At 38.3% G+C, this 19915-nt stretch carries 16 protein-coding genes; 8 read left to right on the forward strand and 8 right to left on the reverse strand.

What is annotated here, in order from left to right; all coding sequences use genetic code 11:
• Window positions 1–7 precede the first annotated feature (7 nt).
• Complete coding sequence (locus M2265_RS02295; protein ID WP_132768132.1) at window positions 8–694, forward strand: hypothetical protein; 687 nt, start codon at window positions 8–10, stop codon at window positions 692–694.
• Window positions 695–742: 48 nt separating this feature from the next.
• Here the strand turns inward: M2265_RS02295 and M2265_RS02300 are convergent, their stop codons facing one another.
• The 6 genes from M2265_RS02300 to M2265_RS02325 form a co-directional block, all read right to left on the reverse strand.
• Window positions 743–1294, reverse strand: a complete 552-nt coding sequence (locus M2265_RS02300) for a dihydrofolate reductase family protein (RefSeq protein WP_132768130.1) — start codon at window positions 1292–1294, stop codon at window positions 743–745.
• A 187-nt stretch (window positions 1295–1481) separates the two neighbouring features.
• Window positions 1482–1925 carry a hypothetical protein gene (locus M2265_RS02305; protein ID WP_132768128.1) on the reverse strand — a complete coding sequence of 148 codons (444 nt, stop codon included), beginning with the start codon at window positions 1923–1925 and terminating at the stop codon, window positions 1482–1484.
• Between the two features lie 13 nt (window positions 1926–1938).
• Window positions 1939–3036: an efflux RND transporter periplasmic adaptor subunit gene (locus M2265_RS02310; RefSeq protein ID WP_132768126.1), complete on the reverse strand. Its 1098-nt coding sequence runs from the start codon at window positions 3034–3036 to the stop codon at window positions 1939–1941.
• 13 nt (window positions 3037–3049) lie between these two features.
• Window positions 3050–6193 carry an efflux RND transporter permease subunit gene (locus M2265_RS02315; protein WP_132768124.1) on the reverse strand — a complete coding sequence of 1048 codons (3144 nt, stop codon included), beginning with the start codon at window positions 6191–6193 and terminating at the stop codon, window positions 3050–3052.
• A gap of 13 nt (window positions 6194–6206) precedes the next feature.
• Window positions 6207–7601 (reverse strand): TolC family protein, encoded by a 1395-nt coding sequence (locus M2265_RS02320; protein ID WP_132768122.1) that lies wholly within the window; start codon window positions 7599–7601, stop codon window positions 6207–6209.
• A gap of 87 nt (window positions 7602–7688) precedes the next feature.
• Complete coding sequence (locus M2265_RS02325; RefSeq protein ID WP_132768120.1) at window positions 7689–8111, reverse strand: HYC_CC_PP family protein; 423 nt, start codon at window positions 8109–8111, stop codon at window positions 7689–7691.
• A gap of 479 nt (window positions 8112–8590) precedes the next feature.
• On the opposite strand from M2265_RS02325, the gene M2265_RS02330 reads away from it, so the two are divergent.
• The 5 genes from M2265_RS02330 (at window position 8591) to M2265_RS02350 (ending at window position 13231) form a co-directional block, all read left to right on the forward strand.
• The gene (locus M2265_RS02330) at window positions 8591–10177 is read left to right on the forward strand and encodes an ABC-F family ATP-binding cassette domain-containing protein (protein ID WP_132768118.1); all 1587 of its coding nucleotides are present in this window, start codon (window positions 8591–8593) and stop codon (window positions 10175–10177) included.
• Between the two features lie 385 nt (window positions 10178–10562).
• Window positions 10563–11450, forward strand: coding sequence for a pirin family protein (locus tag M2265_RS02335; RefSeq protein WP_132768116.1), 888 nt, complete (start codon window positions 10563–10565; stop codon window positions 11448–11450).
• Window positions 11451–11455: 5 nt separating this feature from the next.
• Window positions 11456–11851 carry an OsmC family protein gene (locus tag M2265_RS02340; RefSeq protein WP_207902349.1) on the forward strand — a complete coding sequence of 132 codons (396 nt, stop codon included), beginning with the start codon at window positions 11456–11458 and terminating at the stop codon, window positions 11849–11851.
• Between the two features lie 108 nt (window positions 11852–11959).
• Window positions 11960–12811, forward strand: a complete 852-nt coding sequence (locus M2265_RS02345; protein ID WP_132768113.1) for a TraB/GumN family protein — start codon at window positions 11960–11962, stop codon at window positions 12809–12811.
• A 3-nt stretch (window positions 12812–12814) separates the two neighbouring features.
• Window positions 12815–13231: a DUF1801 domain-containing protein gene (locus M2265_RS02350; RefSeq protein WP_132768111.1), complete on the forward strand. Its 417-nt coding sequence runs from the start codon at window positions 12815–12817 to the stop codon at window positions 13229–13231.
• Window positions 13232–13398: 167 nt separating this feature from the next.
• Here M2265_RS02350 and M2265_RS02355 read toward each other — a convergent pair whose 3' ends face one another.
• A complete protein-coding gene (locus M2265_RS02355; RefSeq protein ID WP_021188556.1) occupies window positions 13399–15018 on the reverse strand; it encodes an NADP-dependent glyceraldehyde-3-phosphate dehydrogenase in 1620 nt (539 codons plus the stop codon).
• A 239-nt stretch (window positions 15019–15257) separates the two neighbouring features.
• The gene (locus M2265_RS02360) at window positions 15258–16046 is read right to left on the reverse strand and encodes a carbon-nitrogen hydrolase family protein (RefSeq protein ID WP_132768110.1); all 789 of its coding nucleotides are present in this window, start codon (window positions 16044–16046) and stop codon (window positions 15258–15260) included.
• A gap of 244 nt (window positions 16047–16290) precedes the next feature.
• Here M2265_RS02360 and M2265_RS02365 point away from each other — a divergent pair, with 244 nt between their 5' ends.
• Both M2265_RS02365 and M2265_RS02370 read left to right on the forward strand, forming a co-directional pair.
• Complete coding sequence (locus M2265_RS02365; RefSeq protein WP_207902347.1) at window positions 16291–18042, forward strand: ABC transporter ATP-binding protein; 1752 nt, start codon at window positions 16291–16293, stop codon at window positions 18040–18042.
• Between the two features lie 103 nt (window positions 18043–18145).
• A complete protein-coding gene (locus M2265_RS02370) occupies window positions 18146–19876 on the forward strand; it encodes an ABC transporter ATP-binding protein (protein ID WP_132768108.1) in 1731 nt (576 codons plus the stop codon).
• Window positions 19877–19915: the final 39 nt, after the last annotated feature.

The raw sequence follows: 19915 nt of genomic DNA on the forward strand, positions 1-19915 counted from the left end.
AGCATTTATGGAAAATAAAACCAAGTTTGAAACTTTTGATCAATTGGTCTTTTTAACCGAATTATATCAAAATGATGATAGCTTTAATAAAACAGCATCCTTATTGATCAATGCATTAAATGATTGGCCTAATGCTCACTCATTAAAAATATCGGAATTTATACAAGAGTTTGAAAGTTATTTTGGTAAGCCTATTACAATAGATAAAATCCGAAAGAATGCTATCGGTTCCACATCTCTCGATGCTTGGAGATGTGAAGCTGGAAGTTCATTAATAGAAATGATTGAATATGCAGAAGTACTTTATAATCGATCTGATTTTTCTTATATCATCGAACAAATAATCATTTATTACCAAAATAAAATTAAAATGATTGATTTTGTTGCTGAATTAACTTATAGAACTCTGGAAGAAGGAGGTCGATCAACTCCAGCTTTTTCAAAATATAGACCACAAGTAAAATTTGATTTTGACGACATGCAAACATCCGGAGAACAGACTTTTATTAATAAGACAGTTGTATATCCTGGGGAGGAAGTTAAAGCTACCCTTAGAATTATTGGACAAGAATATTTCAGTGGCAGGTTGGAAGAAGGAATGTTTTTTGAATTTCGTGAAGGAAGCAGGATAATTGGTACGGGAAAAATTGTAAAAATAATGAATGATAAATTGAGGAAAACTATAAATTTCTGATCGATTCAAATAGAGAAATATTGAATAATACGAATTAATAAAATACAATTACCCCCTTAACGGTTCATAGTAAAGGATGATCGCACCGCTACTAAAGATCTTCGTTTTGATGAGCTTCAATAAAGTTCGATTATGCATTTCCTCAAACAATGACAAGCCCTTACCTGCGATAAGCGGATGCACGCAAAACTGGTATTCATCAATCAGATCCCATTTCATCAGTTGATTAATCATACTCCTGCTGCCCAGTAAAATATCTTTCTCAGAACTTTCTTTCAGAACTAAAACTTCCTTTTCAATATCCTGAGTTGCTAATCTAGCGGTATCCCAATCCGTATCTTTCAGTTTATTCGAAAAGACTATTTTTGAAATCTGATCTATTGCTATGGCAAAGTCATTCATCGATTTTTCTTCTGAAGGATCTTTTAAAAACGTCTGCCAATATTTCATAAGCTCAAATGTAATTCTACCATATAGAATGACCTCTGAATCCTTTAATAAATCCGTATAATGCTGATGAACTTCTTCGTCCGGTTGTATGGCCGTATGATCAAAAACACCATCAAGTGTCATATTGATCGCTGCAATTACTTTCTTCATTACCGCTCTTATTTTATATGAATGCTCGTTTTCTGAAATACCAATATGAAAATACAAATTTTGAATGGTAAAATCTCACTTTGCCCATAAGTAACACAGCTATTTACATAGAATCGTCCAAAATACAGATCTAAAAAAGGTGCTCTTCAAGTCAATGAAAAGCACCTTTTATCCTTCTTTCTACTTCCTATTGCGAAGCTTTTAGAAACGCATCGTAGTTATCTTTGCTTTCGAAATATGCGACTTCATCCTGATCTCCGATCAACACGATGTAGGCCGTTGCTTTATCTACCTTCTTTAAAGTGTGAGGATCGACCGCCATTCTGATCTTGGCATCATTTGGAATACGCTCTTTACACATCTCGCAACAACTGTAATATAGCTTACCCTCGAACGGAACTTCCAGTTGCTGTTTGCCCATATAGGCATCATTCACCATACAGACCAGATTATTGGGTACCTGATCTCCCTTTTTAGGAGTTGAAGTTCCTGCAGGAGCTGGAACCTGAACATGCTTTTGAGCCGGTGTACCACTAATCGTGGTCGCTTCTTTCGGTGCTTCATTCGTGCAGGATACCAGTACGATGGTAGCTATTGCCACCACCGCTATTTTGTTGAATTGTTTTATCATGATTTTAAATATTTTATTTATTTGGAATTGCTGAAGCATCTTGAATCTCTTCATTGCCCATTTTAAGGATCACTGTATCTTCTGCCAATTCGCCCAATACTTCAACCATCTCAGGCATCACACGTCCTTTGCTTACCGCAATCTTTCTTGCTTTTCCACCTTCAACAGCAATGACATACATCCCCATATTACTTTCTACAATGGCAGATTTTGGGACAAAGAAAGTCGCTTCACTATTTTGTAAAGGAATTTGTGTTTCGGCTATCATAAAAGGTTTCAAAGCATTATTGGTATTGATAAAATCTGCCTCAACTTTCTCCGATCGCAATTTTAAATCAAGACTACCCGACTTACGGCTTATCTTAGCAAAATATTTATGTTGCGGTTGCGATCTCACATAAAACTGAATGGTATCCCCCAATTTTATAAAAGGAGTATTTGCTTCTGGTATGGAAAGATTCAGGCGCAATTTCTGATTATTCTGAACCACTAACAACGGTGATTTACCCATTGGTCCCACATAAGCACCCAAATCAACACTTCTATCCGTGATGATACCACTGAAAGGTGCGCGGATCACTAAATAATCGTCAATATTCCTAATTTCATGATACGCTGATTCTGCGGCGGCCAATTGTGCCTGATCCGATAATTTCCGGGCAGTGATCTGATCCATTGCGTCGCGCGCGATAGCGCCCGCAGTCTGATTGGCTCTAACCATGCGATCATAAGTGGCCAGCGTTGATACATAAACAGCTTGCTGGGCCTTAAATTTCGCTTTAGCAGTTGCTACCTGCGACTGGATCTCAGGAGCCTCTAAAGTCATCAAGATCTGTCCTTCAGAAACGCGATCACCGATGTCTACACGGATATTTTTAACGTAACTGTTTACTTTAGCAAACAATTCTGTGTTCTGATCAGGTTGCAATTCACCCGCTAGTTTCAGGATAACCAAAGGATTAATTTTCTTCACAGGAACGGTTTCGAAAGGATTCATCATCATCATACCCCCCATTTCCTTTTTCTGCTCTTCATTATTTTCTTTTTTAGATTCAGCGCAGCTCGTGAATATAAATGCCGATACAAGTGTTATATAAATTAAGTTTTTCATTTTTTTCTGTTTTCTAATTGTTAAAATGTACACTGTTTTCATCTTCAGGATCTAGAGAAGGTGATTGAACTTTAGTTTTACCCAATACCCAAGCAAATACCAAGGGTAAAATGATGAGTACGGAAAAAGTAGAAGCTACCAGTCCACCAATAATCGCTCTACCTAAGGGTGACACTTGATCTCCACCTTCTCCAAATCCAATTGCCATCGGCAACATACCGGCTGTCATCGCCAAAGTGGTCATAATGATCGGACGGATACGCAGTCCCGTTGCTGTAATAGCAGACAGCATGGCATTTTTATTTTCTAACCGCAATGTCTCCGCATTACTGATCAATAGTACAGCGTTGGCAATTGAAACACCTACTGCCATAATAATCCCCATATAAGATTGCATATTGATAGTTGATCCGGTCAATTTCAGTAAAACCAAAGAACCAAATACCACGAAAGGGACTGTGGTTAAAATGGTCAGTGAAACCTTGAAGGATTGAAAATTAGCTGTCAGCATCAAAAAGATAACCACGATTGCAATCAGTAATCCGCTCGCTAGGCTATTCATGGTATCGTCTAAAACTGGAGCCATACCCGCTACTTGTATATTCACACCTTTTGGCAGTTCACCTAAAGAATCAATTGCTGCCTGTACATCTTTTTTAGCTCGGCCAAGATCAGTCTGATGTACATTGGCTGTTACAGTTGTGTAACCCATTGTTCCCAAATTATAACTTTCGCCCAATGTTTTAACAGGTGTTATGGTTGCTACATCGCCTAATACAGGTCTGTCCGCATTTTTAGATAACGGAATGTTCGCCAGTTCATCTTGGCTGTTTAAAATATTTTGAGGCATTTGTACCTGCACGTCATAAGCAATCCCCATCATACCGCCTACCCACATATTTTTACTTGTATAACGTGAAGAAGCAGTACTGGCGACCAAAGACTTCGAAATATCCTGCGCATCTAAGCCTAACTGTGCGGCTCTATTTCTGTCAATATTAATTTCCAGAGCTGGGTAATTCATGGATTGTGGTATTTTGACATCACGTAAGTAATCCAATTCTTTAAGCTTCACCATCAATTTATTGGCAGACATCGCATTCATCTTCTTCATCATACCCGAAATACGGATCTCAATAGCGGTATTCGCACCTTGACTTAATATTTTTTCGGTTAATTCGATCGGTTCGAAAGAAAGCTTAAGTTCTGGCATCGTTTTTTTGAGATGCGCTCTTATTTCATCTTTTAAGACATCCGAATTCCCTTTAAAATCTTTTAGCGCTACCTGAAGTAATGCTTCATGTGGACCCGCATTATAAAGATAAATGGGACTTACCGCAAATGAGGATGGATGTAAGCCGACGTAGGCAGAGGAAATCGCAATTTTATCTTTCCCGATCAAAGTACCCAATTGATGCAATACGGCCTTTACCTTTTCTTCCGTTTTTTCAATTCGCGTTCCTTCAGGCGCAGTTATCCGCACCTGGAATTGGCTCGAATTGACGTTCGGAAGAACATCTTTTCCTGTAAACTGATACATAACAGCAACAAGGGCTAGGATCAGCACCAAACTGATGGAGACAATGATCTTCTTACTCGCCATTAATCGTTCCAACAGATTCGAGTAGCGAACTTTAAATCTATCGAAAGCTGTTTCTTTATGCACTTCACCCGCTACATGATTGTTTTTCATCATCCAATTGGCCATGATCGGCACAAAAGTCTGAGACATCAGGTAAGAAGTGATCATAGAAAATCCAATTGAAAGAGCCAGTGGCATAAACAGTGATCCCGGTATCCCCGTCATCACCAGTGCAGGTGCAAATACGGCGAGAATACAAAGTAAGATCAATAATTTAGGGAAAGCGATCTCCATACAGGCATCCCAGATGGCCCTTGCTTTTGTTTTTCCCATTGCAAAGTGCTGATGGATATTTTCGATCGTGACCGTACTTTCATCCACCAGAATACCGATGGCTAGCGCTAATCCCGACAAACTCATGATGTTGATGGTTTGTCCAAATAATTTAAGAAAAAGCACACCTGAAATAATGGAAATCGGAATTGTTAAAATCACGATAATTGCGGCACGCATATCTCTTAAAAATAGGATCACCATTAAACCCGTTAGCAATGCTCCCAGGACCCCTTCTACAATCAGACTTTTTACAGCATTGATCACATAGACTGACTGATCAAATTCATAAGAAATCTTCACATCATCAGGGAGGTTTTTTTGAATATTAGGAATGACCTTTTTAAGGTTCTGTACGACATCATAAGTTGACGCTTTTCCTGATTTGGCTACATTGATATATACCGAACGCTTGCCATCAATCAAGGCATAGCCAGCTGTAATATCTGCACCATCTTTAACAGTTGCAACATCTCTTAAATATACATTATCAACCTGTCCTTTGAATAATGGAATATCGCCAAACTCTTCGACCGTCTTTAAGGTATTGTTGGTCGGTGTCAAGTAGTTGATATCGTCTATATACACGTTTCCTGAAGGTGATGTGATGTTCTGACGACTGATGATTTCCACAATCTGCTCTGGCGAAAGCTGGTGTACACGGAGTTTATTGGGATCAATATTAATTTCAATTGTCCGTGGACTTCCGCCAAATGGTGGCGCTGTTGTTAACCCCGGAATGGCAATCAAGAAAGGCCGTGCTGTAAAATTGGCAATATCCTGCAGCTGATTATTCGTTTTGGTTTCACTGCGGAAAACCAATTGACCTACCGGTTGTGATGAAGCATCAAACCGAATGATAAAAGGTGGCGGAGCACCATGCGGTAAGAATACCTGCGAGCGATTGGAGAGGGCTGTCAGCTGCGCAATAGCCTCTCCCATCTCAGTACCCTCATAAAAATTGACTTTCATCAATGTCAATCCCTGTGTATTTTTCGTCTCAATACTTTTTATTCCATTCGTAAAAAGCATCATATTGACATACATCTTGGTAAAGTAACCCTCCATCTGTTGTGGCGTATAGCCGTTAAACGAGTGAGCTACATAAACCACTGGTAAGTTCATCTCAGGTAAAATATCTACCTGTATATCTTTTGCTGCCCGTATTCCGAAGAATAAAAGGCCCAATACCATAACCATGATGGAAATTGGTTTGCGAAGTGCAAATCTGATTAAATTCATTTTCGAAGAAAAATTAGTGTTGAGTCGCTTTAAGTAAAATCGAAATATCTCCTTGTGCAGATGCTAATAGCAGCATCGCCTGCCAAACATTGTTTTGGGCAATTTCATAATCGACCTCAGCCCTATTGAGGCTGTACAATGCCTGTGTGAAATCAACCAATGTTGTAAGACCATTCTCATACAATGCTGTATGTTGACGATGGGCTAACTGTGAAGCGGTGAGCTGTACTTTTGTTTCTTCAAGATTATCGACCGCATTTTGAAACTGTACTTTCGCTAAATTGGTTTGCGCATTCAGTTCTTTCTCCAATAAAGTATAATCTTGCTTTAAGGATTGGGATTGAAACTGTTGCTCCTTTATTTTACTGTCAAACCGAAAGATATTTGTCAAATTCCAACTCAATGTACCTCCCAAAAGGTAATTGCTACGCTGAATTCCTGCACCTTTAAAATAGGAAGATGAATATGCGGTGTTATCCTGGACATAGTTCCAATAAAAACCTGAACCACGTCCCTGCACCACACCAAAAATATTGATGTTGGGCATTTTATGGCTGTGGATAAATTTTTCAGATTGCGCACTTTCATCAATCTTGCGTTGCTGCAATTCCAATAAAGGATGCCTCGCTACTTTACTTTGAATTTGATCCCATAGCATAATAGGTACACTGGTATTGAATACACTGTCCAGTTCATACGTTTGAAAATTATCGTCCAACAAAACGGCAAGCTGTTTTGAATAGGCCAGCTCTTTATCGTAAGATTTGATTTCTAACGATCTCGCATGAGAGACCTCTGCTTTCGCAAGCGAAACATCAACTTCTGGAATTAAACCACTTGTTGCCCGACTGTAGGTCATATCAAAAAACACCTGGGCACGTTCTGTATTTTTACCCTGAACAAATTTAATACGTTGGCTCGCCAATAGATTAAGATAGGACGCCGCAACTTTGACCTGATGTTCAAATATGATCTGATCGACATCAGCAGTTGCATTCTGCTCCTTTGTACGGGCAAGTGCCACTTGATTTGTTTTTTTGCCAAAGGTGAATACATTCCAATTGACGTTAGCAAAATACAGAGACCCAAAAGCAGCATTCCAATTTTGTTCAGCCAAAGGCATTGAAGTTGCGGCAGAAGCTAAACCTCCATGAGCATACATGGGCCCGTTTTGTGCATTGATCGTTCCATAACTTTGCTGTGCACCCAAGGTCACATCGGGAAGAAATTGTTTGTTTTGAAAAATAGTATTCTGTTCAGCAGACTGAACAAGAGTTCTTTTTGATTTTATTTTATCATGCTGGTCAACTGCACGTTGCAATGCATCAAATAAGTTTAGTACTTGTCCAAAACCCGATGAGTTAAGAGCAAGCATAAAGCCTACTGACGCCATGAATTTAAGATTCATAGACGAAAGTTTAAAAAGTTATATAAAGAATGAGTACCGATTCCTCTTCATTGGGAATGGTAAATGTCAAATTCAATACATGACTTTCTATATTCTATAGATGCAATGTAAGATATAGAGGGGATTTGTCCGGGGAAGTATTCTGTCGGACAGGTAATTAGGATTATTAGAGACATTAGTGATCGATAGTTTATCGAAAACAGCACCTAATGTTCGGTTGGGAATAACATCTCCCCAAATTTTTAGCGAAAAATCAAAGCCAGCTTGTTTACTTGAAGCTTTATCAGTCTTAAAGATCTGCGTTTCTACTTTGCAACAGTTCTTCTTTTTCTTCTCCAGTCCTTTTTCCTTAGAAGCACAGATGGCACAAGGCGTATTGGTATTATGATTGATATTCGTTAAGGTTACTTCTTTCGTTGCGGTTCCCATACAAAAATGCGCATACTGAGCAAAGCCCGAGGACAAGATCAGGTAAACGAATGAGAGGAATATGACGAATAGTTTTTTCATAATACTTGGTGCAAAGCTAGCGCAATATGCAACTTAGATTTTTATAACATTATGGGTAAATCTTGTAAAACTTTATGAAATTTGCACCGAGCTTCACCCTAATAAAGTACCGTTACGTGATTATACCCTAGAAATGCACCACTAAATAAGATATCTAAACTTTTTCTTTTATGAGGAATATGACTTGCCGTAAAACAGCAATAAGAATACTTAAATAGCTGTAAAGTAAGCACTAGTATAAAATAGAAAAGCCGATGACCCGAAGTGAAATCATAAGACTGGAGATTACAAATCTGTCAGTTTTGTCGTGCAAAAAATAAACAGCCACAAAAATTTGTTTTCATATCCGCACAAAATTATCTAGATTTGCATCAGTAACTAAAAAGCAACATATCCATGTAATAAATAATTTCTTTTTGCAAAAAATTAATGTGACGCATACTCCATGCGCACGATCGTTCATGCTAAAAAAAGAAATTATGCTTATTTTACAAAACATTTCATATATACATCAAAATAAAGATGTGCTGTTTCAGGACATCAGTCTAAGTTTGCAGGACAATAAAAAAGTTGCTTTGATCGGAAACAATGGTGTCGGAAAATCCACACTGTTAAAGATCGTTGCGGGTGAATTAACCGCCGCTCATGGCCAAAAAAGTATTGATGGCACCTTATATTACGTGCCGCAGCTATTCGGTCAGTACAATCATTTAACGGTAGCGCAGGCATTAAAAATCGATCATAAGTTAAGTGCACTTCATGCCATACTTTCAGGAATTGTAACAGAAGAAAATCTAACTGTACTCGATGATGATTGGAACATTGAAGATCGATGTCAGGAAGCATTGTCTTACTGGAAATTAACTGATCTCGCTTTGGACCAAAAACTAGACAGCCTGAGCGGTGGCCAGAAAACGAAAGTTTTTCTAGCAGGGATAAGTATTCACCAGCCCAAACTGATTTTACTCGATGAGCCAAGCAATCAGTTAGACGCCATGAGCCGTAAGCTGCTGTATCAATTCATCCGTTCTTCGTCCAGCACGATGATTATCGTAAGTCACGACCGATCTTTGCTCAATCAACTCGATTCCATGTACGAATTGACCTCTTCTGGATTGATTTACTATGCCGGTAATTATGATTTCTATCTGGAAGAAAAGAAGATGAAGCAAGAGGCCTTGCATCATGACATCAAACATGTCGAAAAAGAAATCAGAAAAACAAAGATCAAGGCGCGCGAGACCATAGAGCGGCAACAAAAATTAGATGCTAGAGGGAAGAATAAGCAACAGAAAGAAGGCGTTTCCCGAATCATGATGAATACCTTGCGCAATAATGCTGAAAAAAGCACCGCTAAAATAAAAGATACGCATCATGAAAAAAGTGCGAGTCTATCTCAGGAGTTGCAGAGCTTAAGAAAGGGAATTCCAGATATTGATAAAATAAAGTTTGGTCTAACGGACTCCAATTTACACGCAGGCAAAAAACTCTTTACAGTAAAGAAGCTGAATGGCAATTTTAATGGAAAGCCACTTTGGAATACAAATTTAGATTTTGAAATCTCAAGTACAGAACGTATTGCTTTAAAAGGAGAAAATGGATCTGGGAAAACAACTCTTATTCAGATCTTGCTCAATAAGATCCATGATTACCAAGGTGAAGTGTATCGTGCAGCACATAAATCCGTGTATATTGATCAAGATTATTCCATGATTAACAATGATCTAACCATATATGATCAGGTACAGGTATTTAATGATACTAGCTTACAGGAGCATGAGATCAAAATCAGATTAAATCGATTTTTATTGGGTAAAGACAGCTGGGATAAGCGATGCAATACCCTAAGTGGTGGAGAAAAAATGAGGCTATGCCTATGTTGCTTAACCATTCAGAATCTAGCACCCGATCTCATCATTATGGATGAACCGACTAATAACTTAGATATACAGAATATTGAAATATTGACTACCGCTTTAAAAACTTACCAGGGTACCATACTGGTCGTATCTCATGATGAGTACTTTTTACAGGAGATCAATATCGAGCGAACAATCATGCTCTAGTTTATTTGGCATTATAAAAATTGGCTTTTCGACTCCACGTCAGACCTATTGTAAGTGGAGTCGAAAAGTTATCTTTTTCCTAAAGTAACGTATGATTACTGTACCACCACGCTTCATACAAAAATCTGGCATTGTTCTTTTATAGGAGGCATATCATGGATAAACTTCCTGAATTTTAAATAAATTGCTGGTTGCCGTCATTTTCTTAATCTAGATCAATAATATAAATAAAACAAGTACTTATCTTTAGCAGAAGAACGAGGCGTTCTCTGGCATGTATTTATCAGTATCTCTAGCGATAACCTATTCAATATGGTTTTGCTGACACCAAAACTAAAATACATGACAACTGTTTCATACAATAAGATTTTAAAATAACATAGCTATGTCTAACATTGGTATTATTATAGAAGAGCGGGCCGCAGATATCGGCAATTTTATGGTTGGTCGTTTATTGCCTTTTCGTCAAAAGCGAATGGTTGGGCCTTTTACTTTTATTGATCATATGGGCCCTGCGGCATTAAATGAATATGAAAACCTCGATGTCGGTCCACATCCTCATATTGGCTTATCAACCCTAACCTATCTCTTTGAAGGAGCAATTATGCACCGCGATAGTCTTGGTACCGAAATGGAGATAAAACCCGGAGCTGTAAACTGGATGACTGCGGGTAAAGGCGTAACCCATTCTGAGCGTACTCCCGAATACTTAAGACATACCGATAAAGTGTTACATGGCCTTCAGATCTGGGTAGCATTACCAAAAGAACTTGAAGAGTGCGAACCATCTTTTGAACATACTAATGCCGAAGATTTACCGCATTGGGAAGATGAAAATGGGGTCAGCTATACCTTAATTGCGGGTGAAGCCTTTGGAAAAAAATCACCTGTATCTGTATACAGCAAACTATACTTCATCGAAATTAAATCGAAAAACAAGGCAAAGATCAGCATTGGCAACGATTTATACGGCGAATCGGGTCTTTATATTTTAGATGGTACCATTACAGATAGCGGAACAACATTTGAATCTAAACATTTATTGGTCGCTAAAGATGCTAAATTATGCGAATTTGAAATCGGTGAAAATTCAAAAATCTATATTTTCGGAGGAGAACCTTTACCCGAGGAACGGTATATTTTATGGAATTTTGTGAGCTTCTCCAAAGAAAGATTAGAACAAGCAAAGCAAGACTGGATCAACAATAGATTTCCAGAAGTTCCGAATGAAACAGGAAATATTCCACTTCCAGAATTTTATTTAAACAAATAAACATCATGAATAGCGCTAAAGCTACTATCGGTATAGATAAATATAAAACAACAGTAACTGCAGGAAAAAACAGCATTATTGTAGACGAACCAGAAGAAAAAGGTGGACTTGACCTCGGATTTCATCCGCAGCAGTTATTAGCGGCATCTTTGGCATCCTGTACAGCCATTACTTTAAAAATGTATACTGACCGAAAGGAATGGGATATCGGACCTATCAATGTAGAAGTTGATATTGAACAGTCAGAAGATAAAAAAGAAACGAAATTTATCAGAAAAATTAGCTATCAAGGCAATCTTGATGATAAACAAAAGGGGCGCATTGAAGCGATCGCCAATGCCTGCCCCATTCATAAAATACTCCTTTCACAAGTAACCGTCGAGACGCGAGTGATAGCGTAAAAAAATACCTCAAAAAGCTTTATAATTTAATTTATAAAGCTTTTTTGCTATCACGCTGTAACATTTTATGCTTTTCACATACTTATAGTGTATTAAAAACTTATTTATATGAAAAAAATATGCCTTATGGCTATCATAGCCTTTATCGTAGCCACCTTTACTGTTCACGCACAAGATAATACCGTCCTGTGGAAAATATCAGGAAATGGATTAAAGAAAGACTCTTATTTATTGGGTACGATGCACATTATGTGTGAGGACGATTATATATTAAAAGATAAAGTTAAAAACCTAATCCCACTGGTAGATGTTGTGACTTTCGAAGTAAATCTTGCATCAGAAGAAAACAAAGCACTAATTCCTGAAATGATGAAACCTGACACGAGTTTTCTGAAAGGATTAAGTCAGGGTGAACTATCAAAAATTGACAGCATTCTGATTTCCCAGGGCCTATCCGTCAAAATGTTAGAGATGATGTCCCCTGCTGTCTTTGTTTCTGTCTTGAGTTTAAAATCAATGAATTGCTCCGACCCTAGAAATGTCAAAACCATGGAGGCGGATATCCAGACATTAGCAGCGTCAGCGAACAAAAAAATTGATGATTTAGAAACACTGAAATTTCAGATCGACATGTTAAACAGTATGTTTAAGGCATCCGATTTACTAAAATACCTTGAAAAAATTGATGAAATGCCAGCTGTATCGAATAAGATGGTCACTGCCTATAAGGCCGAAAACCTAAAAGATTTGGAAACAGTAATTTATGACAGCAGTTATATGTCCAAAGAAGAACAAGCTGATTTCTTAACGAAACGGAACAACAATTGGATCAACAAAATGCCCGCTAAGATGACGCAATCTTCGCATCTATTTGCAGTCGGTGCAGGACATCTGGTTGGCAATGAAGGTTTATTGAAACTCTTAACTGCGAAAGGTTATAAGCTCACTCCTATCTTATAAAATATGGCGAAGAACAAAACAGTGCCCACAGATGAATCTGTTACGCAATTTATTGAACAGATACCTGACCAACAGAAAAGGGTCGACAGTTATAAGCTGATCGAAATTATGGAAGAGATTACAGCACAGCCCGCAACTTTGTGGGGACCAAGTATCATTGGTTTTGGCAGCTACCATTACAAATATGCCAGTGGCCATGAAGGCGATGCGCCTTTGGTCGGTTTTTCTCCAAGAAAACCTGCGATATCATTGTATCTCTATACCTGTGATGATGAACAAAAATATGATCTTGAGCAACTCGGGAAATATAAAATGAGCAAATCCTGTATATACGTCAAACGGCTTTCTGATATTGATGAAGCTGTTCTCAGAAAGATCGTAGAGGATGGTGTAGCAGCAGTAAAAAAGAAATATAGTTAACAGTAAAAGGCGAAAGATAATCTTTCGCCTTTTTGATAGTTACCGTTCTGATTCCAAGCTATTTTCGTACAAGTCTGTACTTAAATTTGCAAAGGAGACGCCCCGATTTATAACAATAACACACAGCTATGCTTCTCCCGATCGGGATGAGCATAGCTGTCATATCGTTAAAATATATACTTGGTGCTTAAGAAATTAGATCTATTTTCACTCACAATATCATTTAACAAATCTTTGTTGTGCTCTGTATTTTTAGTAGCAACTAATGATCGGATAGAAAAAGATCTTAGCGCATCGACAACAGACAACGTTCCTTCAGCACTATCTTTTCTTCCTGTAAATGGAAAAATATCCGGTCCACGTTGACATTGGCAATTGATATTTACACGACTTACTTGATTGACCAAAGGATCGATCAGAGAAGAAATAACAGCCGCATTATTACTAAATATACTCACCTGCTGTCCGTGAGAGGATCCGATTAAATATTCAATTGGTTCTTCCAGATCATCAAAAGGAACAACAGGAACAACTGGACCAAATTGTTCTTCACGGTATAATTTCATCTGCTCATTGACAGGATAAACAATAGCCGGATAAACAAATGACTCCAATACTTCACCACCATTCGGGTTGATCACTTTCGCTCCGAACTGTTTTGCATCTTCAATACACTCTGTTAAATAAGCTGGTTTATTCACTTCAGGAAGCGGTGTAAGTGCTACTCCACTCTCCCAAGGCATACCATACTTCAGTCGTGACACTTCTTCCGTCAGTTTTTTCAAAAATTCCTGAGCTAGACTACGGTGCACATATACGATTTTAATCGCAGTGCATCGTTGACCGTTAAAAGATAGCGCACCCAATACTGTTTCTTTGACTGCAAGGTCTAAGTCAGCATCACGGGTTACTATAGCCGCATTTTTGGCATCTAATCCTAGAATTGCACGCAAACGGTTCACTTTAGGATGAAGCTTTTTTAACTCATCAGCAACTCTGCTTGATCCGATCAAAGTCAGCACATTGATCTTGCCAGATTGCATCAGTTGCGGTACGATTTTATTTCCTCTACCATAAATGGTATTGACAACTCCCTTAGGAAAACTAGAACGGAAAGCCTCTAACAACGGATAGTGTAAAAGAGTACCATGCTTAGGTGGTTTGAATAATAACGTATTACCCATGATCAAAGCGGGGATCAACGTTGTAAAAGTTTCGTTCAGCGGGTAATTAAAAGGTCCCATGCAAAGTACCACACCAAGTGGTGATCTTCTCACTTGGGCAATAATTCCTTGCTCGATTTGAAAGCGGGATGAATCGCGGTCAATATCCTTTAAAGCGTCGATAGTGGCATAGATATATTCTACGGTACGATCAAATTCCTTTACAGAATCTGCATACGACTTACCGATTTCCCACATAATTAATTTAACAACAGTATCCTTTTGTTCTAACATTTTATGTGTAAAACGCTCAACACAGGCAATTCTGTTGGCAACACTCATCGTCGGCCATTCGCCACGTCCGTTGTCAAAAGCATTTACGGCAGCATCTAATGCTTCCATCGATTCCTTAACTGTACATACCGGGTAGCTACCGATGCGCTTTCGCTGAAGTCCGTCTTTTGTCTGTATACAAATAGGCGAAAACACTTCGTTCACCTCTCCTGCCCAAGGAAGTAACGCTCCATTTGAAAGGAAAACACGTTGATCCAATTGTTCAGCTAGATTAAATTCTGACGGAATATCCGCTTCAGAATAAAAAATGCTCTTTAGGTCTAAGTTCATTTTTCTTTTTTAATTTACTTTATTTTAATGAAAAAGGTTAGTGGTAATGTTTGGAAAAACAGATTACTTTGATAAAAAAAATATATATTCCCTTATTACTCTATCATAAAGGTATACAATTAATTTAAATTTTGCTAATATAATTGTGTATTTATTACACTATCTATAACAAAGTTGATTTTTTTGAATTAAATCAGCATTTCAGATACCGATAAAATTGAAAGACAGTACTTAACCTTTTATAAATATAAATTGCTTTTGAATCTTTTAGCTAACATTCCTGAACCTTTGGCTGGATCGATATCAACAATTAAAACCCCCGCTTCTCCATACTGCTGATGCTTAACACAGGAACCATCCGGTGCAATTACAGCTGAAGCAGACTCTTGATAAGTGGAGGCATAATTGACACTGGCAAAGTAAATGGTATTTTCCAGGGCACGCATCATCATGGCCTTTTCATAATAGGGATTCTCCTTCGCTCCGAATGTATGATAGTGTTGACCTGTTTCATTACTGCCTGTTAGATGCGGATGAAACACGATATGAGCCCCATTGCATGCACTCCATCGCACAGATTCGGGGTAACGAAAGCCTTCATGACAGATCGTTATTCCAAATTTTAATCCGTTTATTTCAAAAACCTTACGCGCCACTCCTGCTGTCCACAGTTCATCTTCGCTTGGATCAAGCTGATTTTTAGTCTGATAACCTAAAAGCTCACCCGTACCCGATATGACATAAGCCAAATTATAAATACAATCGGCAATATATCCGTCCATTGGCAATACAAGCGCAATGTTATGCGATTTTGCAATGAATTTTGCTTTTTTCAAAGCCATCTGTAATGCTTCAGGAGTACGGCTTTCAAAAGCATAACCCATACCTGGATAGCCCGGTATAAATGATTCGGGGAAACAGATAATTTCCGCACCTCCGCGTGCGGCATCGCCTGCAAATTTTTCGAGCAGTTGAAGGCCATGATCTATTGAACTAGGGAAAGGTGGTGATGCAAGTGCTATTTTCATGATCGTTGCTAATGGAAGATAATAGTTAACATGCTGAAGGTAATAAATATTCAGTAACAAAGGCTTACATAAATATAAAAAAAATAAACCCTGATCGATTTATTACGTAAGAAAAACTTCTCCCTTTCAAGGACTTTTTACTCCCTTTAACAGACTTCCCGGATTAGCTTAACACACTATATTTGCCCAAACAGTAATATTATGTAGAACTATTCTTAATAATAGTTACCATAACACGAATCAAATGAAAGAAGAAAAAAATAAAAAAAGCGGTATCGCCCGTCTGCTTGAGATAGCCAGCCGAAAAAAGGGTTTATTATTTGTCTCAGGATTTCTATCCGTCATGCATGCCCTACTGAGCTTAGTGCCCTATGTGCTTGTTTTTTATATTATCCGTGAACTCACGAAAGAAAACATCAATTTCAGCTTAGTCAATACCTATATCATCTATGCTATTTTAGCGGCCATAATCAGTATGCTTGTATTTTTTCTATCAGGCGTATTATCCCATATCGCAGCGTACAATATATTATTTGAACTGCGTAAATTTATCACCGCTCAGGTCGGCAAACTACCGATGGGTTATCTCAATAACCGTAATTCAGGAACATTAAAAAAAATACTTTCTGATGATGTTGAACGCATTGAAAATTTTATCGCCCATCAAATACCCGATTTTGTAAAAGGTATCGCCTTACCCATCATAACGATTGTCTATCTTTTTTTTCAGGACTGGCGTCTGGCTGCAATCAGCTGTGTCCCACTTTTAGTTTTAGCCGTTATGCTACCAAAAATGTACAGTGGGAGAAATAAAAAACTGATTCAGGATTATCATCAATCCTTAGAAGAAATGAATGCCGGTATTGTAGAATATGTCAGAGCTATGCCTGTCATGAAAATATTCGGTCAGTCTGCAGAAACATTTGACAAGTATGGCAACACCGTAAAACGGTTCAATAAATTTGTGGGCGAATGGGTTAAAAGCAGTACGCCCGGTTTCGCTATATTTATGAGTTTCACGAGCAATGCGATGTTACCGGTATTGGCTCTCGGACTGTATCTCTATTTTCAAAATGGTGTAACTCTAGCCACGCTTCTATTGTTTCTGATCTTAGGGACAGGGTACATTAAGCCATTGTTTGCCCTCAATAATATGGGTATACAAATATCCATCATCAATCGCGGTGTTGAACAGATCGATGAACTGCTGTATACAGAACATTTACTTGAAAATACAGTTATACAGCCCCCTATCGACTACTCCATTACATTTGAACATGTAAGTTTTGCTTATCAAGACAAAAACTGGGGACTTCAAAATATTAATTTTACAGTACCTGAAAAAACAATAACAGCTTTGGTCGGCCCTTCGGGGGCAGGAAAAAGTACCATCGGACAATTGCTCGCCCGCTTTTGGGATGTCACCAAGGGTGAAATACGTATCGGCGGTATTGATGTCAGAGATTATCCTACAGAACAGCTCATGCGTCTGGTTTCATTCGTATTTCAGGATAGCTTTATGTTTCAGGACTCTATGTATGAAAACATCTGTATGGGTATGAAAAAAAGCCGTGAAGAGGTTGAAGATGCGGCCAAAGCGGCGCAGATACACGATTTAATTTTGAGCTTACCCAACGGATACGACACCTTATTCGGACAGTCCGGTGTACATTTAAGTGGTGGTGAACAACAGCGCTTTCAATTAGCCAGAGCTATTCTTAAAGATGCGCCTATCTTAATTTTAGATGAAGCCACAGCATTTGCTGATCCCGAAAACGAAATCAAAATACAACAAGCATTTAGTCAGTTGATCAAAAATAAGACAGTATTAATCATTGCGCACCGATTGAGTACAATTACAGATGCGGACCAAATATTAGTTTTTAATCATGGTGAATTAATCGATAATGGAAAACATGATGAATTACTAGAAAACAGCGCCTTGTATGGACGCATGTGGAATGCCCATACCAGAGCAAAGGAATTTGTGATCTAGTGCACATGGGTCATTTTGCCTCATAAAATTCCGCCTCCTCGTTCGCATGATAAGGGCAATCATTCATTCAATTTATTACAGCATACAATAGAAATCAGTAAACATGATAAAGAACCTAAAATACGTTACCGCTTTTAACAGAAAAGATACGCGTAAAATCATACTTTGGGAAATACTCCATAGCCTGTTCATTGCCGCTCCTTCAGCAATTTTACTGGTCATCATATGGGAATTGTTTTCTCCTAAACCCGATGTACATAAAATATGGACGGTAGTAGGTCTTATGGCTGTCATGCTGGTCGTGCAATTTTTTATTGCATCGCAGTCGATGGTCAGATCCAACTTATGGGTCTATGACCTGTCCACAAAACTTCGTATTGCTTTAGGAAATCGCATCCAGAAATTTTCCCTTGGTTTCTTCAAACAACGTGATCCAGGGGAAATTGCATCCATTGTTCTGCAGGATGTATCAAATTTTGAAGGTATTTTTGGGCATAGCGTTGGAAATCTGGCTTCTGCTATTTTTGGAACCACGGTGCTTTCTATTTTCCTATTTATCTATGATTGGAGATTAGCTCTTTGTCTCTTAGCAGCATTGCCACTCATTTATCCCTTTTTATATTTGGCCAATTATTTCGTCAGCAAATTAGGGAAAAAACAAATAGCGGCCCGGAATACTGTTGGAGCAAAATTTTTAGAATATGTACAGGGCATACGACATTTAAAGTCTTATGGATTAACCGGTGAGAAGCATAAGGGATTGGAAAATTCATTTGAAGATCTGAGAAAAAAAAGTATCCGTATGGAGGCTATTCCCGGTCCGTTTGTTGTCACAGCAGGCATTGTTTTCGAGATCGGTTTTATTTTGATGGTCGCCTTAGGATTATACTATTTATCCAACAATACCATCACCATTCCCGTATTAATTACGTTCCTCATTATGGGCTATAATTTATACAACCCGCTTAAAGTGGTCATGGTCGATTATCTGGTGCTTCGATACATGAATGAAAGTCTCAACCGTATTGTTGCTATTATGGAAACACCTACCATGGAAACGGGAAAAGAAGCTGTCCCCAATCGATATGATGTCATATTCGACAATGTTAGTTTTGGTTATCAAAATAAGTTAACCGTTCAGAATCTGAGTTTTAATGTTCCTGAAAAATCAATGCTCGCTTTGGTAGGCCATTCTGGTTCTGGAAAATCAACAATTGCCTCGCTCATTGCCCGTTTTTGGGATGTCAATACCGGCGGCATTAAAATCGGCGGCATAGACATTCGCGATATTCATCAAGATCAGTATTATACACTCATCAGCGAAGTATTTCAAGATGTATATCTCTTTGACGACACTGTTTATAACAACATCAAAATTGGTAAACCAGACGCAACCCTAGAAGAAATCATTGATGCGGCCGATAAAGCACAGATACTGGATTTCGTATGGGAATTTCCGAAAGGGATGGATACCATGGTGGGTGAAGGTGGCAGTAAACTTTCAGGAGGTCAAAAACAGCGCATCAGCATCGCCCGTGCATTATTGAAAAATGCACCGATTATACTGCTGGATGAAGCCACAGCAAGTCTCGATCCTGAAAATGAAATTTATATCCAGCATGCCATACAGGAACTTGTAAAAGCTAAAACCGTAATTGTAATTGCACATAAATTGGCTACCATTAAAAATGCAGACCAGATCATTGTATTGAATAATGGCGGTATTGCAGAAAAAGGAACACATGAAGCATTAGTGGAACAGGATGGTATTTACAGAAAAATGTGGGAAATACAGCAGAAATCAAATGGATGGAAAGTGAATAAGGATAGTTAACCTGAAGAATTTTAAAAAAAAGACCTCATGAATCATGAG

The organism is Sphingobacterium kitahiroshimense (assembly GCF_025961315.1).
GTDB classification, from domain to species: domain Bacteria; phylum Bacteroidota; class Bacteroidia; order Sphingobacteriales; family Sphingobacteriaceae; genus Sphingobacterium; species Sphingobacterium anhuiense.